At 73.2% G+C, this 13,845-nt stretch carries 15 protein-coding genes and 1 pseudogene; 9 read left to right on the forward strand and 7 right to left on the reverse strand.

Features of this window, described 5'->3' with window-relative positions; genetic code table 11:
- Positions 1-8: 8 nt before the first annotated feature.
- On the reverse strand, positions 9-845 hold the full coding sequence (locus D0D28_RS00920) for an undecaprenyl-diphosphate phosphatase (protein WP_094003041.1): 837 nt from the start codon (positions 843-845) through the stop codon (positions 9-11).
- Positions 846-1,021: 176 nt separating this feature from the next.
- Here D0D28_RS00920 and D0D28_RS00925 point away from each other — a divergent pair, with 176 nt between their 5' ends.
- The 3 genes from D0D28_RS00925 (at position 1,022) to D0D28_RS00935 (ending at position 3,290) form a co-directional block, all read left to right on the forward strand.
- Complete coding sequence (locus D0D28_RS00925; RefSeq protein WP_116109277.1) at positions 1,022-1,984, forward strand: aldo/keto reductase; 963 nt, start codon at positions 1,022-1,024, stop codon at positions 1,982-1,984.
- Between the two features lie 62 nt (positions 1,985-2,046).
- Positions 2,047-3,072 (forward strand): YncE family protein, encoded by a 1,026-nt coding sequence (locus D0D28_RS00930; RefSeq protein ID WP_430732339.1) that lies wholly within the window; start codon positions 2,047-2,049, stop codon positions 3,070-3,072.
- Positions 3,069-3,290, forward strand: coding sequence for a DUF5703 family protein (locus D0D28_RS00935; RefSeq protein WP_094003044.1), 222 nt, complete (start codon positions 3,069-3,071; stop codon positions 3,288-3,290). Before D0D28_RS00930 ends, D0D28_RS00935 begins: the two co-directional genes overlap by 4 nt.
- Positions 3,291-3,350: 60 nt before the next feature.
- On the opposite strand, the gene D0D28_RS00940 is transcribed toward D0D28_RS00935, so the two are convergent.
- Together D0D28_RS00940 and D0D28_RS00945 are read right to left on the reverse strand one after the other, a co-directional pair.
- Entirely contained in the window at positions 3,351-3,857 is a 507-nt protein-coding gene (locus tag D0D28_RS00940; protein WP_116109282.1) for a helix-hairpin-helix domain-containing protein, read from the reverse strand.
- A complete protein-coding gene (locus D0D28_RS00945) occupies positions 3,854-5,164 on the reverse strand; it encodes a M20/M25/M40 family metallo-hydrolase (protein WP_094003046.1) in 1,311 nt (436 codons plus the stop codon). Before D0D28_RS00945 ends, D0D28_RS00940 begins: the two co-directional genes overlap by 4 nt.
- A gap of 351 nt (positions 5,165-5,515) precedes the next feature.
- Here D0D28_RS00945 and D0D28_RS36450 point away from each other — a divergent pair.
- Positions 5,516-5,626: pseudogene (locus D0D28_RS36450) on the forward strand (aminoglycoside adenylyltransferase domain-containing protein); the annotation flags it as partial.
- A 216-nt stretch (positions 5,627-5,842) separates the two neighbouring features.
- Here D0D28_RS36450 and D0D28_RS00955 read toward each other — a convergent pair.
- Positions 5,843-6,913, reverse strand: a complete 1,071-nt coding sequence (locus D0D28_RS00955) for an NAD-dependent epimerase/dehydratase family protein (RefSeq protein WP_205413155.1) — start codon at positions 6,911-6,913, stop codon at positions 5,843-5,845.
- Between the two features lie 95 nt (positions 6,914-7,008).
- On the opposite strand from D0D28_RS00955, the gene D0D28_RS00960 reads away from it, so the two are divergent.
- The 3 genes from D0D28_RS00960 to D0D28_RS00970 are packed head-to-tail and all read left to right on the forward strand — an operon-like array spanning position 7,009 to position 8,593.
- On the forward strand, positions 7,009-7,854 hold the full coding sequence (locus D0D28_RS00960; protein ID WP_094003047.1) for an SDR family oxidoreductase: 846 nt from the start codon (positions 7,009-7,011) through the stop codon (positions 7,852-7,854).
- A gap of 9 nt (positions 7,855-7,863) precedes the next feature.
- Positions 7,864-8,136, forward strand: a complete 273-nt coding sequence (locus D0D28_RS00965; protein ID WP_094003048.1) for a hypothetical protein — start codon at positions 7,864-7,866, stop codon at positions 8,134-8,136.
- Between the two features lie 58 nt (positions 8,137-8,194).
- Positions 8,195-8,593, forward strand: a complete 399-nt coding sequence (locus D0D28_RS00970; protein ID WP_094003049.1) for a ChaB family protein — start codon at positions 8,195-8,197, stop codon at positions 8,591-8,593.
- A gap of 68 nt (positions 8,594-8,661) precedes the next feature.
- Here the strand turns inward: D0D28_RS00970 and D0D28_RS00975 are convergent, their stop codons facing one another.
- Entirely contained in the window at positions 8,662-9,339 is a 678-nt protein-coding gene (locus D0D28_RS00975) for a hypothetical protein (RefSeq protein WP_094003050.1), read from the reverse strand.
- Positions 9,340-9,492: 153 nt separating this feature from the next.
- Between D0D28_RS00975 and D0D28_RS00980 the strand changes: the two genes are divergently transcribed.
- On the forward strand, positions 9,493-10,593 hold the full coding sequence (locus tag D0D28_RS00980; protein ID WP_116109285.1) for a CaiB/BaiF CoA transferase family protein: 1,101 nt from the start codon (positions 9,493-9,495) through the stop codon (positions 10,591-10,593).
- On the opposite strand, the gene D0D28_RS00985 is transcribed toward D0D28_RS00980, so the two are convergent.
- Positions 10,565-11,113, reverse strand: a complete 549-nt coding sequence (locus D0D28_RS00985) for a hypothetical protein (RefSeq protein WP_240323030.1) — start codon at positions 11,111-11,113, stop codon at positions 10,565-10,567. The genes D0D28_RS00980 and D0D28_RS00985 overlap by 29 nt on opposite strands.
- Before the next feature lie 131 nt (positions 11,114-11,244).
- Between D0D28_RS00985 and D0D28_RS00990 the strand changes: the two genes are divergently transcribed.
- Positions 11,245-13,098 (forward strand): glycoside hydrolase family 3 protein, encoded by a 1,854-nt coding sequence (locus D0D28_RS00990; RefSeq protein WP_116109287.1) that lies wholly within the window; start codon positions 11,245-11,247, stop codon positions 13,096-13,098.
- Between the two features lie 51 nt (positions 13,099-13,149).
- Here D0D28_RS00990 and D0D28_RS00995 read toward each other — a convergent pair whose 3' ends face one another.
- A complete protein-coding gene (locus D0D28_RS00995) occupies positions 13,150-13,767 on the reverse strand; it encodes a hypothetical protein (RefSeq protein ID WP_116109289.1) in 618 nt (205 codons plus the stop codon).
- Positions 13,768-13,845 lie beyond the last annotated feature (78 nt).

Consider the following 13,845-nt stretch of genomic DNA (forward strand, 5'->3'; position numbering starts at 1 on the left):
CCGCCAACCTACAGGGCGGGCCCCGCGTCCGGATCAAGGACGCCGGTGGCGACCAGCACGATCAGCAGCGCGCCGAGCGCGAGCCGGTAGATCACGAACGGCACGTAGCTCTTGGTCTTGATGAAGTTCATCAGCCAGGCGATCACCACGTAGCCGACGCCGAAGGCGACCAGGGTCGCGAGGATCGTCGGCCCCCACTGCGGGCTGTGCTCGCCGCCGATGTCGGTGAGCTTGTACAGGCCGGAGGCGAACACCGCGGGCACAGCCAGCAGGAACGCGTACTCGGTGGCGTCGGCGCGGGTGTAGCCGAGGAACAGGCCCGCGGTGACGGTGCCGCCGGAGCGGGACACGCCCGGGATCAGCGCCATCGCCTGGGCGAAGCCGTAACCCAGGCCGTGCGGGACGGTCAGGTGGTCCAGCGTCCGGTACTGGCGGCCGACCCGGTCGGCGATGAGCAGCAGGATGCCGAACCCGATCAGGGTCGTCGCGGTGAGCCGCAGGTCGCGGAAGGCGCTGTCGATGGCGTCCTGGAACAGCAGGCCCAGCACCGCGATCGGCAGCGACCCGACGATGATCAGCCAGCCCAGCCGGGCGTCCGGGTCGTGACGCGCCTCCCGCTGGTAGAGCGAGCGCCACCAGGCGGCCAGGACGCGGCCGATCTTCTTCGAGAAGTAGAGGATGACCGCCAGCTCGGTGCCGATCTGGGTGACCGCGGTGAACGCCGCCCCGGGGTCGTCCCAGCCGGCGAGCGCGGCGGTGATGCGCAGGTGGGCGCTGGAGGAAATCGGGAGGAACTCGGTCAGGCCCTGCACCAGGCCGAGGACGAGTGCTTCGAACCAGCCCATGCTCACCGGGCCTTCGGGAAAATCAGTCGCGTTCGCACGGTGGGAGAGGCTATCGGCGGCCCGCGTCACTCGATGAGCCGCCTTCGTCAAGTTGTTTACGGTACTGTCGTTACGCCCTCCCGTCGCCCGCCGCCACCCTCAACGGTGGCGCTCCGCGCCGCAGTTACCCTCTGTGTATGCAGAAGCGACAGCTCGGCAGGTCGGGGTTGCGGGTCTCCCGGATGGCGCTCGGCACGATGTCCTGGGGCGCGGAGACGGACGCCGACGAGGCGGCCAGCCAGCTCGTCGCGTTCGTCGAGGCGGGCGGGACGCTCGTCGACACCGCCGACATCTACTCCGGCGGCGAGAGCGAGCGGATCCTCGGCGGGCTGCTGGGCGACCTGGTGCCGCGCGACGAGATCGTCGTGGCGACCAAGGCCGTCGCCCGCCGCACCGACGGGCCGTTCGGCGGTGGCGCCTCCCGCGGCGCGCTGCTGTCCGCGCTGGAGGGGTCGCTGCGGCGGCTCGGCGTGGACCACCTGGACCTGTGGCAGCTGCACGCCTGGGACGACTCGGTGCCGCTGGAGGAAACCCTCTCGGCACTGGACCACGCGGTGACCTCCGGCAAGGTCCGCTACACCGGGGTGTGCAACTACTCAGGCTGGCAGCTGGCCTCGGCCGCGGCGGCCCGGCCCGCCGGGCTGGTCGCCAGCCAGGCCGAGTACTCGCTGGTGGAGCGCGGTGTGGAACGGGAGCTGGTGCCGGCGGCCCGCTACCACGGGCTCGGCGTGCTGCCGTGGGCGCCGCTGGGCCGCGGGGTGCTGACCGGCAAATACCGGCACGGCACGCCGGCCGACTCGCGGGGCGCGTCGGCCGAGTACGCCGGCTACGTCGAGCAGCACCGCACCGAACGGGCGGCGCGGATCGTGGAGGCGGTCGCCACCGCGGCCGACGGGCTGGGGGTGTCTCCGCTGGTGGTGGCGCTGGCGTGGGTGCGGGACCGGCCGGGTGTGGTGGCGCCGGTGGTCGGGGCGCGCGACACCGGGCAGCTCACCGGGTCGCTGGCGGCGGAGGAGATCGCGCTGCCGGTCGCGATCTCCTCGGCGCTGGACGACGTCAGCGCCGTCGAGTTCGGTTACCCCGAGCGGGGCACGAAGTGACCGTGAGGTGGATGGCACGTGACGCGGCGGGGTTTTCAGGGGATGCTGGAGGCAACAGAGGAATGCGATCCGGAGGTCTTGTGCGCTCCTCCGCCACCGTCGGGACCGGTGTCGCGCTGGTCTGCGCCCTGGTGCTGAACGGGTGCTCGTCGCAGTCCACCGAATCCACCGACACCCTGCAGGTCGTGGCCAACCCGGTCGCGGCGACCGCCCCGGTGTCGCCCCCGCCTGCGGCCGCCCCGGCGGGCACGGTGATCCCCTCCGCCGAGGTCACCGCGCTGGCCGCCGACCCGGCCACCGGGACACTCGCCGTGGCCGTTCCGGACGCCGTGCTGCTGTACCGGTCCGCCGATCCGGCGGCCGCGCCGGTGCGGGTGCCGGTGGCCGGGCGCGTCGAGCAGCTGCGCGTGTCCGGCGGGGTGCTACTGGCCACGCTGCCCGCGGCCGGGCAGGTCGCGCGGATCGCGCTGCCCGGGGGCGAGGTGAGCACGCTCGCGGTGGCGGGGCAGCCGGCCGGCGCGGTCGTCGACGGCGACCGGACGCTGGTCGCGGTGCGGGACCGCAAGGCCGTGGACGTGTTCACCGGCGGGCAGCTGACCAAGACCATCCAGGGCCAGCTCTACAGCGCCGACGACGTGCTGCGGGCCGGCGGGCACACCGTCGTGCTGGACGAGCTGCGCACCGCCGTGTTCGCGGTGGACGTCGACGGCGGCACGATCGCCGAGGGCCTGCGCGCCGGGGACGGCGCCACGCACGCGGTCGCGGACTCCTTCGGCCGGGTGCTCGTGGTCGACACCCGCGCCGGTGCCCTCCTGGCGTTCTCCACCGGCCCGCTGTTGCTGCGGCAGCGGTACCCGGTGCCCGGCGGGGCGTACGGCCTCGCCTACGACGCGCAGCGCGCGCTGGCGTGGGTGACGCTCACCGAGCGCAACGAGGTCGTCGGGTTCGACGTGCGCGGCGGCGAACCGGTCGAGAAGTACCGTTTCCCGGCGGTCCGGCAGCCGAATTCGGTTACCGTCGAGGAGCGGAGCGGGCGGGTGGTCGTCGGCTCCGCGGCGGGAGAAGGGGTCCAGGTGATCCAGCCATGAAGCACCCGGAGGCGGTGGTCGACGAGGACTGGGAGTACCGCCGGTTGCAGTTGCCACCCGGCGTCTCCCGGCGGGCCGCGGCCACGCAGCTGTCCATCAACGCCGAGTACGGCGGGTGGGAGCTGTCGACGGTCCGGCTCTACTCCGACGGCACCCGGCGCGTGTGGCTGCGCCGCAAGCGCCAGCCGGCCACCGCGCTGCCCGAGGTCCTGATCTGACCGAGCGGCGTGGCGCCGCCTCCGCGGGGGCGTGGCGGCGTTGGCGCTGCCCGCCCCGCGTCAGCCGGCGAGCGAGCGGCCCGTCTCGGCGAGCGCCTCGCGGAGGATGCGCATCGCTTTGGGGCCCATGCCGTGCAGGGCGAGCAGCTCGGCCTCCGTCAGGGCGGCGACCTGGTCGAGTGTGGTGATCCCGGCGTCCGCGATCGCGCGGGTGGCGGGGCGGCCGATGGCGCGGGGCAGGTCACCGGTCCCGGGCTCCGCGGACTCGGCGGCCCGCGCCCGCGCGGCCAGCGGTTCGGGCGCGTGGGCGAGCCAGGCGCGCCGGACCCAGTGGTTGAGCTGCTGCCCGTTGATGTCGGCCAGTGGCACCCGCACCCCGCCGCGCACGCGGGTGGCGGAGGGGTGCGCGGCGAGCACCTCGGCCACCTCCGCGGCGGGCAGCCGCAGTTCCGCCTGCTTGTCCGCGAGCGCCGCGAACACCACGCCGCCCACGGTGAAGGCGCCGCCGTCGGCCACCGCCTCCGGGAGGGATCCCGCCGTCTTGCGCAACTGCGCCGCGGTGGTCATGACGCGCGGAAGAACCGGTCCAGCACGCGGGTGCCGAACTTGAGCGCGTCCACCGGCACCCGCTCGTCCACGCCGTGGAACAGCCCGGAGAAGTCCAGGTCGGCGGGCAGTTGCAGGGGGACGAACCCGAAGTTGCGGATGCCCAGCGTCTGGAACGACTTGGCGTCGGTGCCGCCGGAGAGCATGTAGGGCAGCACCTTCGCGCCGGGGTCCTCGGCGGTGATGGAGGCGGTCATGGCGTCCACGAGCGCGCCGTCGAACGTGGTCTCGACCGGGGGCAGCTCCATCCACTCCTTCTCGATGTCCGGGCCGAGGATCTCGTCCAGCTCGCGGTCGAAGGCCTCCATCCGGCCGGGCAGGATGCGGCAGTCCACGGCGGCCTCGGCGACCGAGGGGATGACGTTGGACTTGTAGCCGGCGGTGAGCATGGTCGGGTTGGCGGTGTCGCGCAGGGTCGCGCCGATCATGCGGGAGATGTTGCCGAGCTTGGCCACGGCGCCGTCGATGTCGTCCTCGGGGAAGTCCCAGCCGGTGATCTCGGTGACGCCGGCGAGGAACTCGCGCACCGAGTCGGTGAGCACGAGCGGGAACCGGTGCTGACCGAGCCGCGCGACCGCGGCCGACAGCTTGGTGACGGCGTTGTCGCGGTGGATCATGGAGCCGTGGCCGGCGGTGCCGCGCACGCGCAGCTTCATCCACCGGATGCCCTTCTCCGCGGTCTCCACCACGTAGGTGCGCACGTCGTCCTTGAGGTTGATGGAGAAGCCGCCGACCTCGCTGATCGCCTCGGTGGCGCCCTCGAACAGGTCGCGGCGGTTTTCCACCAGCCACTGGGCGCCGAACTTGCCGCCGGCCTCCTCGTCGGCGAGGAAGGCGAAGATGATGTCGCGCGGCGGCACGATGTTCTCGCGCTTGTAGTGGCGGGCCAGGGCCAGCATGATGCCGAGCATGTCCTTCATGTCGACGGCGCCGCGGCCCCACACGTAGCCGTCCTGGACGGCGCCGGAGAACGGGTGGACCGACCACTCGGAGGCGTCGGCGGGGACGACGTCGAGGTGGCCGTGCACGAGCAGCGCCCCGCGGCTGGGGTCGGCGCCGGCGAGGCGGGTGATCACGTTGTGCCGGTTGCGGCCGCCGGACTCGACGTAGTCGATCTCGTAGCCGACCTCGGTGAGCTTCTCCGCGACGAACTCCGCTGCCGCCTTCTCCCCCACCAGCGTGTCCGGGTCGCCGGTGTTGGTGGTGTCGATGCGGATCAGCTCGCTGGTCAGCGTGACGGCTTCGTCGGCCGCGATCTCGATGCTCACGCCGCCATTCCTATCATCACGCGGGTGCGAGATCAGCTGGAGCGGGCCGTCGGGCTCGTCCGCGACGTCACCGGCGCGGCGCTGCTCGGCGTCTACCTCCACGGTTCCGGTGTGCGCCGGAGCCTGGACCAGCGGCAGCGGCGGGCGCTGCTGGAGGGCTTGCTGGAGATCTCCGCTCCGGCCACCGCAGCCCGGCCGGTCGAACTCACCGTCGTCGTCCAGTCCGAGATCCGTCCCTGGCGGTTCCCGCCGTCCGGCGACTTCCTCTACGGCGAGTGGCTGCGGGACGACCTGGAAGCGAGCGGGCCTCCCCGGCCCGGCCCGATGGCGGACCTGGCCGTGGTGCTCACGATGGTCCTGGCCGGTGACCAGGTCCGGGCGAGCGTCGCGGGCATCCCGGAGCTGCTCGCCGAACTGGACGACGACACCCGCAACGTCGTGCTGACCTTCGCCCGCGTCTGGGCGACACTGTCCACCGGCGAGATCAAGTCCAAGGAGGCCGCCGCGGACTGGGCCCTCGCCGTCTCCCGCCGGCACACCGCCCCGTGCTGGCGCACGCCCGCGATCTGTACCACACCCGCCACTACGCGGACGAAAGCTGGACTCCCGACCTGCGGGCGCGGGTGCGGCCGCACGTGGACGAGGTCCTCGCCCACATCGGCCGGCTGCGGGCCTGAGTCAGGGCCGGGAGCCGATCCCGGTGCCGATCTCGCCGATGCGGCCTGCCGCGGAGTCGGCGGCCAGCGGCGGGGTGTTCATGCCCGCGCCGGCACGCAGACCGGCCAGGAACTCGCCGATCGCCTCGAGGCCGTCGTGGCGCGGGATCCAGCCGAGTTCCTCGCGGGCGCGAGTGGTGTCCATGATCGGCAGCCGCAGGACGGTGTCGAGCAGGCCGGGTGAGGCCGGCAGCAGGTGGGCGTACCAGCCGGCGGACACCGCCGCCCGCAGCGTCCACGTGGGCACGGGCACGGTGCGGGCGCCCAGCAGGCGGGCCAGTGCGTTGGCGTCGATGACCGGGTCGGCGGCGATGTTGAACGCGCCGCGCACGTCGGTGAGCGCCGCCAGGCGGAACGCTTCGCCGATGTCGGCGGAGTGCACGGCCTGCACCCGCAGGCCGGCAACGTCCGGGATGACCGGGATCAGCGACGGCCGGGCCAGGCTGCCGGGCAGGAACGGGCCGGCGAACAGGCGGCGCTGCTCGGAGGCGGCTTCGCGTTTGAAGACGAACGCCGGGCGCAGCCGCACGACCCGCACGCCGGGATTGGTTTTCTCGAACCCGTCCAGGTAGCGCTCCAGGTAGGACTTCTCGCGCGGGTAGGCGGCCGCGGGCCAGCCGTGGGTGGGCCAGGTCTCGGTGACCGGGCGGTCCTTCGGGCCGGGCGAGTAGGCGCCGACCGACGAGGAGTACACCAGGGCGGGCACGTGCTCCCGGGCGGCGGCCTCGAACACGCGGATCGCGCCGAGCACGTTGGCGCGCCAGGTCAGCGCCGGGTCGTGGGTCGGCTGGAACAGCCACGCCAGGTGGACGACCACGTCGGCGTCGCGCACCAGGTGGGCGATCTGGTCCTCGGCCAGGTCGGCGGTGCGCCACCGCAGCTTCGGCACGCTCCACTCGGGTTCGCGGCGGACCACGCCGAGGATCGACGCCACCGCCGGGTCGCGGCTGAGCGCCTGGACGGTGCTGGTGCCCACGTTGCCGCTGGCGCCGGTGACCACGACGCGCAGGCCCTTGCTCACTGGCGAGTTCATGCGCACGCGGATACCCGGCGGGCCGGGGCGTCAACCGTCGCGTTTGGTGCGGCCGGGATCGGGGACACCTCGGGGCAGATGAGGAAGGAGTGCGCATGGGACAGCCACCCCAGCAGCAGGAACCGCCGGGCGTGACGCACGAGATGGAGCCCGCGCCGCGGGACCGGATGGCCGGCTACACCGGGCGCGGATTGCTGCGCGACAAGCGCGCGCTGGTGACCGGCGGGGACTCCGGCATCGGGCGGGCGGTCGCGATCGCGTTCGCCAAGGAGGGCGCCGACGTGGCGATCGCCTACCTGGAGGAGCATTCCGACGCGGAGGAGACCGCGGAGCTGGTGCGCAAGGAGGGCCGGCGCTGCCTGTTGCTGCCCGGCGACCTCGGGGAGCGGGAGCGGTGCCGCACGATCGTGGACGAGACCGTGCGCGAGTTCGGCGGGCTGGACGTGCTGGTCAACAACGTGGCCACGCAGCAGGAGCTGGATTCGCCCGAGGATCTGACCGACGAGCAGTGGATGCGCACCTTCGACGTGAACATCCACAGCTACTTCCGGGTGACGCACGCGGCGCTGCCGCACCTGGGCGAGGGCTCGTCGATCATCAACACCGCGTCGGTGAACGGGTTGCGCGGCAACAAGTCCCTGATCGACTACTCGGCCACCAAGGGCGCGGTGATCGCCTGGACCTACGCGATGGCGCAGGCGCTGGCCGGCCGGGGCGTGCGGATCAACGCGGTCGCGCCGGGTCCGGTGTGGACGCCGCTGATCCCGGCGACGATGTCGGGCGAGCACGTGGAAAAGTTCGGGCAGCAGGTGCCGATGGGGCGGGCGGCGCAGCCGGACGAGCTGGCGCCGTCGTTCGTGTTCTTCGCGTCCGGCCAGCTGTCGTCGTACTACACCGGTGAGGTGCTCGCCGCGCTCGGCGGCGAGACGCTGCCGGGCTGAGGAGGGACCATGCCGCAGGAGCCAGTGTCGGAGCAGCAGGAGAACCTGGAGCTGGACGCCGAGCCGGAGCCGCTGGAGGACCCGGTGACCTGGCGGGTGACCGATCCGGACCGGGCGGTCGAACCGGATTCGGAGGCCGCGGCCGAGCAGGTGTCGGCGCCCGACCGGTCCAACGAGCTGATCGACGCCGAGGGCACCGAGATCGGTGAGGACCAGGGCCGCCGCCGGCCGGCCGGGGGCGCCGAGCAGCAGGCGTTGCGGGTCGAGGACGGCGAAGTTTGACGTACGGGCGTCCCGGGAAACCGTCGGCCAGGCACGAGAGGCGACAGGAGGTGCTCCGATGCCTGGACGTGAGGCCCTGCCCAGCACGCTGAAGCGGTCGTCGAAGAAGGCGCAGGACACGTGGGTGAAGACCCACGATTCGGCGGTGGAGACCTACGGCGAGGGCCGGCGCGCGCACCAGACGGCGTACGCGTCGCTGAAGCACTCGTTCGAGAAGGTCGGCGACCACTGGGAGGAGAAGGGCCGCAAGGGCCCGTCGGACAAGCAAGCCGCGCGGGGCGCCGGCCGCAAGCCGGCGAAGACCGCCGGCGGGGTGGACGCCTCGGCCAGCAAGCAGCACCTGTACGACGTGGCGAAGAAGCTCGACATCAAGGGCCGCTCGTCGATGAACAAGAACGAACTGGTCAAGGCGATCCAGAAGGCCAACGACCGGGAGACCGCGAAGGCTCGCCGGTAGCGGTCCGGCAGGTACTGGTTGAGGAAGGGCCCGGCTCCGGCCGGGCCCTTCGTCATGCCCGGCCGCGCTCAGGCCGGGGGCAGTGGCGGGCGCCCGTGCCGGTCGATCGTCTGGCGGGCCGGGCGGGGGACCCGCCAGTCGAGACGGGTGCCGGCGCTGCGTTCGAGCTTGGTGAGCACCTGGCGGGCCGCGGCGAAGGCGGCTTCCTGCTCGGCCGGGGTTGCCGCGCCCTCGGCCAGTTCGAGCAGCTTGATGCCCTGGTTGATCAGCGCCCGCTCGTCGGTGGTGAACCGCGAGGCGCGCAGCTTGTCGGCCGCCTCGCAGGCCGCCCGCCACGCCTGTTCCGCGTTCTCGGTGGCCGCGACGTACTTGCGGGCCACCTCGGTGGGCGGGTAGCTCTCGGTGTGCAGCGCCATGGCCTCGTGGAAGGCGTCGATGAACCGGCTGGTCGAGGGCACCGCCGGATCGGCGAGCGCGGGCCGCCGCAGGACCTGCTTCGGGTCGGATTCGTAGTCGCCGTACTCCCCCGCGATCCGGGCGTACCGGTCACGCGCGGCGTCCCACAGGGCGCGCAGCGACTCGGCGGCGTCGGGGGCGTCGACGGGCCGTCCGGGTGGCCGGGACGGCGCGGGGTGCGCGCGGGCCTGCCAGCGCTGGTGCATCGCCGCGCGGGAGTAGGACGCGGCCAGCACCCAGATCAGCACCATGATGGGCCAGATGAACGCTCCCAGGTCTTGGTAGGGCATCGGCTGCTCCCTCACCACGGCGGCGCCCGGCGCGAGCGCCCTGCCTCCATGATGCGCCTGGTTCCGGGTGGCGGTGGAATGTGCGCCACACCCGCCCGCCCGGCGCGCCTGGCACAATCCGGGGCACTGCACGACGACGAGTGGGGAGCGCCGATGGGGCCGCTGGCCGGGATCAAGGTGCTGGAACTGGCGGGCATCGGCCCGGGACCGCACGCGGCGATGATCCTCGCCGACCTCGGTGCGGACGTGGTGCGCGTGGAGCGGCCCTCCGGTGGCCTGCAGGTGCTGCCGCCGCAGGCGCGGGACCACGTGCTGCGCGGCCGCCGTTCGATCGCGGCCGACCTGAAGACCCCCGAGGGCAAGCGGCTGGTGCAGCAGCTGATCGACAAGGCCGACGTGCTGCTGGAGGGCTTCCGGCCGGGGGTGGCCGAGCGGCTCGGCGTCGGGCCGGAGGACTGCCTGGCCCGCAACCCGCGCCTGGTCTACGGCCGCATGACCGGCTGGGGCCAGGACGGCCCGATGGCGCCGCGGGCCGGTCACGACATCAACTACATCTCCCTCACCGGCGCGCTGCACGCGGTGCGTGACACCGCCGGCAAGCCGATCCCGCCGCTGAACCTGGTCGGCGATTTCGGTGGCGGCTCGATGTTCCTGGTCACCGGGGTGCTGGCGGCGCTGGTCGAGCGCGCGGGTTCCGGGCGCGGCCAGGTGGTGGACGCGGCGATGGTCGACGGCGCGAGCGTGCTGCTGCAGATGGTGTGGGCGCTGCGGGCGCAGGGCGCGTGGGCCGACGAGCCGGGCACGAACCTGCTCGACACCGGCTGCCCCTACTACGACACCTACCGGTGCGCCGACGGCCGGTACATCGCGGTCGGGGCGCTGGAGCCCCAGTTCTACGCCGAGCTGCTCAAGGGGCTGGGCCTGGACGGTGCGGACCTGCCCGCGCAGGGCGACCGCGGCGGCTGGCCGAAGCTGCGGGAGCGGTTCACCGAGGTCATCGCCTCCCGCACCCGCGACGAATGGACGGCGGTGTTCGCCGGCACGGACGCGTGCGTGACGCCGGTGCTGTCCTTCGCCGAGGCGGCGGAGAACGAGCACCTGGCCGCGCGCGGCTCGGTGCGGGACATCAACGGCGGGACGCAGGCCGCGCCCGCCCCGCGCTTCTCCCGCACGGCCAACGCGGAGCCGGCGCCGCCGGCCACGCCGGGCGAGGACACCGCGGAGGTCATCCGCGACTGGGGCGTTCAGGCCTGAGCCGGCCGCGGCAGCCCCACCTGGTCCGGCACCACGCGGACCAGGTCGCGTAGCCAGGTCTCGACGTCGTCGGGCCACCACCGGCCGGACGGCAGCCGGGAGAGCGCTTCCCGCACGGCGGGCACCGTCGGCCGGCCGGGACGACCCGGCTGGGCGCGGCGCCCGCGAGCACGCCCAGCCACCAGTGCTTCCCCGTGGCGGGCAGGGATTCCGGGTCGAGGACGAGGTAGTAGTCGGGCAGCAGCGTGGCGCCCCGGCGCAGGTCGGCCACCGCGGTCTCGATCGCGACCTCCAGGGTGCCGGGTGGTGCCTGCCGGTCGAAGAACCGGGCCCAGGCGTCGGCGACCCCGGCGAGCGGATCCCGGTCGTGCACCACGTACGCGGCGTGGGTCTGCCCCACGAGCGCGGCCGCCTCTCCGGAGGACGCCACGCGGACGTTGGCCAGCCCGTCGAGCCCGGCGAGGACCTTCTCGCTGCCGGAGCCGGCGAGCACGACGACGGTGCTGTTCGGCCTTGCCATGCCGTCCAACCTACCGACGGAAGTCGTAGGCCGGACAGAGGTCTGGACCTCTCGCCGGAGTGTGGGCTAGGTTACACCCGGGCCATTAAGTTGCCCGCGGCAACAAATCCATGTGTCAAGGAGGACCACGGATGAGACCCCGATCTGTTCGCCGGAGATCCCTGTTCACCGCGCTCGCCGCCACCGTCGCACTCACCTCCGGTGCGACCTCGGTGTCGGCGGCGCCCCTCCAGCGCGGACCCGCCTACCTCGACCCGGGCAAGCCCGTCGCGGTGCGGGTGACCGACCTGATGTCCCGCATGAGCCTGGACGACAAGCTCGGCCAGATGACCCAGGCCGAGCGCAGCGCCATCGCCGACCCCGCCGACATCGCCACCCACCGGCTCGGGTCGCTGCTGTCCGGCGGCGGTTCCGTGCCCACCCCGAACACCGCGCAGTCCTGGGCCGACATGTACGACGGGTTCCAGCGCGCCGCGCTGACCGCTCCCCTGCGCATCCCGATCATCTACGGCGTGGACGCCGTGCACGGCCACAACAACGTCCACGGCGCGACGATCTTCCCGCACAACATCGGCCTGGGCGCCACCCGCGACCCGCATCTGGTGGGCCGCATCGGCGACGCGGTGGCCGAGGAGGTCTCGGGCACCGGCGTGGACTGGGACTTCGCGCCCTGCCTGTGCGTGGCCCGCAACGACCGCTGGGGCCGCACCTACGAGTCCTTCGGCGAGACCCCGGAACTGGTCTCGTCGATGTCCACGATCATCGACGGCCTGCAGGGCCGGTCCCTGTCCGGCCGCGATTCGATCCTGGCCACGGCCAAGCACTACGTCGGCGACGGCGGCACCACCGGCGGCGTCGACCAGGGCAACACCGAGCTGACCGAGCAGCAGCTGCGCGCCATCCACCTGCCGCCGTTCCGGGCCGCGGTACAGCGCGGGGTCGGGTCGGTGATGATCTCCTACAGCAGCTGGAACGGCGTGAAGATGCACGCCAACCGCTACCTCGTCACCGACGTGCTCAAGGGCGAGCTGGGCTTCACCGGGTTCGTCGTGTCGGACTGGCAGGGCATCGACAAGATCGACGGCCAGGAGGGCTTCACCGCCGAGGAGGTCCGCGCCGCGATCAACGCGGGCGTGGACATGGTGATGGTGCCCTACGACTACGTGAAGTTCATCGACACGCTGCGCGCCGAGGTGCAGGCGGGCCGGGTGCCGATGAGCCGCGTCGACGACGCCAACCGCCGCATCCTGACCAAGAAGTTCCAGCTCGGCCTGTTCGAGCGGCCCTTCACCGACCGCCACTACACCTCGACGGTCGGCAGCCCGGCGCACCGGGCCCTGGCCCGCCAGGCGGTGCGGGAGTCGCAGGTGCTGCTCAAGAACGACGGCGGGGTGCTGCCGCTGGACCGCGGCGGCCAGAAGATTTTCGTGGCCGGCAAGAACGCCGACGACATCGGCAACCAGAGCGGCGGGTGGACGATCACCTGGCAGGGTTCCAGTGGCCCCATCACACCGGGAACCACGATCCTGCAAGGCATCCGCGACAAGGCGCGCGCCGGCACGGTGACCTACGACCGGGGCGGCGCCGGCATCGACGGCAGCTACGACGTCGCGGTCGCGGTGGTCGGCGAGACGCCGTACGCGGAGTTCATGGGCGACCGGCCGGCCGGCCTGGGCCTGGACGCCGAGGACCTGGCGACCCTGCAGCGGCTGAAGGACTCCGGGGTGCCGGTGGTGGTCGTGCTGGTGTCCGGCCGGCCGCTGGACATCGCGGCGGAGCTGCCCGGCTGGGACGCGCTGCTGGCGTCGTGGCTGCCGGGCACCGAAGGCGGCGGGGTCGCCGACGTGCTGTTCGGCGACTACAACCCGACCGGCAAGCTGCCGGTGACGTGGATGCGCAGCGCAGCGCAGCAGCCGATCAACCTCGGCGACGGGCAGGACCCGCTGTTCCGCTACGGGTTCGGCCTCCGCTACGGCCGGGGCTGACCACGCCCGGGGAAGCACGGCCTTGAGGGCCCGGGCGGTCACGCGCGCCGGTCAGCGGCGGCCCGCGCGGCTGCCCTGGTACGCGGGCTCCCGCAGGCGCGACAGCCAGTCCGGGTAGAGGCGGGCGCCGGGTGGGCTGTGCAGCATCGGGTCGAAGCTGGGGCGCTCGCCGTCACCCAGGGGGTTGTCCAGCACGATCCGCGCCACCGGGGTGGCCGGGCCGGTGAGCTTGGCGACGCAGCACGTCACCGTCACCGGCCCGGCCGCCACCGCGTCCAGCGAGGCGCCGTCCGGCCCGTCCACCGACGCGAGGATCCACCGCAGCCCGCGCGCCACCCGGTAGGGCACGACACTGCTGAACCGCGCCCGCCGCCACCCGCGCGCCGGGCGCAGCAGCACCCGCGCGCTCGCGCTGGCCAGGGTGAGGTCCCACGGGCCGTCGTCGGTCGGGATGCGCAACGCCAGGCCGAGGATGTCGGGCATCCGGCCGGGCAGACCGGCCCCTTTGGACAGCCGCGCCACGACCGGGCCACCGAGCAGCCACGGCAGCTCGTCCGGTGCCAGCGTCTCGAGCGTGCCCCGCAGCAGGATTCCGCGCGGGTGGAACACGCGCGCCCGCCGCCACCGGGCCAGCGCGCCGAACACGGGTCGCACGACGGGAGGTGCCATACCTGGCGGCTACCCAGCCACGGGCGAATCATCCGTCCTCCGATGGGTAGCCGTACCCGGACACCGACCGGGAAGGGG

Origin of the sequence: Amycolatopsis ruanii (assembly GCF_003385175.1) — a bacterium.
GTDB lineage: Bacteria > Actinomycetota > Actinomycetes > Mycobacteriales > Pseudonocardiaceae > Amycolatopsis_E > Amycolatopsis_E thermalba.

Coding starts and splice junctions, on each gene's coding strand:
- D0D28_RS00980 (WP_116109285.1), top strand. CDS start 9,493: ATGGGGCCGCTGGCCGGGATCAAGGTGCTGGAACTGGCGGGCATCGGC.
- D0D28_RS00975 (WP_094003050.1), bottom strand. CDS start 9,339: ATGCCCTACCAAGACCTGGGAGCGTTCATCTGGCCCATCATGGTGCTG.
- D0D28_RS00925 (WP_116109277.1), top strand. CDS start 1,022: ATGCAGAAGCGACAGCTCGGCAGGTCGGGGTTGCGGGTCTCCCGGATG.
- D0D28_RS00940 (WP_116109282.1), bottom strand. CDS start 3,857: ATGACCACCGCGGCGCAGTTGCGCAAGACGGCGGGATCCCTCCCGGAG.
- D0D28_RS00920 (WP_094003041.1), bottom strand. CDS start 845: ATGGGCTGGTTCGAAGCACTCGTCCTCGGCCTGGTGCAGGGCCTGACC.
- D0D28_RS00965 (WP_094003048.1), top strand. CDS start 7,864: ATGCCGCAGGAGCCAGTGTCGGAGCAGCAGGAGAACCTGGAGCTGGAC.
- D0D28_RS00930 (WP_430732339.1), top strand. CDS start 2,047: ATGCGATCCGGAGGTCTTGTGCGCTCCTCCGCCACCGTCGGGACCGGT.
- D0D28_RS00955 (WP_205413155.1), bottom strand. CDS start 6,913: ATGAACTCGCCAGTGAGCAAGGGCCTGCGCGTCGTGGTCACCGGCGCC.
- D0D28_RS00995 (WP_116109289.1), bottom strand. CDS start 13,767: ATGGCACCTCCCGTCGTGCGACCCGTGTTCGGCGCGCTGGCCCGGTGG.
- D0D28_RS00935 (WP_094003044.1), top strand. CDS start 3,069: ATGAAGCACCCGGAGGCGGTGGTCGACGAGGACTGGGAGTACCGCCGG.
- D0D28_RS00985 (WP_240323030.1), bottom strand. CDS start 11,113: ATGGCAAGGCCGAACAGCACCGTCGTCGTGCTCGCCGGCTCCGGCAGC.
- D0D28_RS00990 (WP_116109287.1), top strand. CDS start 11,245: ATGAGACCCCGATCTGTTCGCCGGAGATCCCTGTTCACCGCGCTCGCC.
- D0D28_RS00960 (WP_094003047.1), top strand. CDS start 7,009: ATGGGACAGCCACCCCAGCAGCAGGAACCGCCGGGCGTGACGCACGAG.
- D0D28_RS00970 (WP_094003049.1), top strand. CDS start 8,195: ATGCCTGGACGTGAGGCCCTGCCCAGCACGCTGAAGCGGTCGTCGAAG.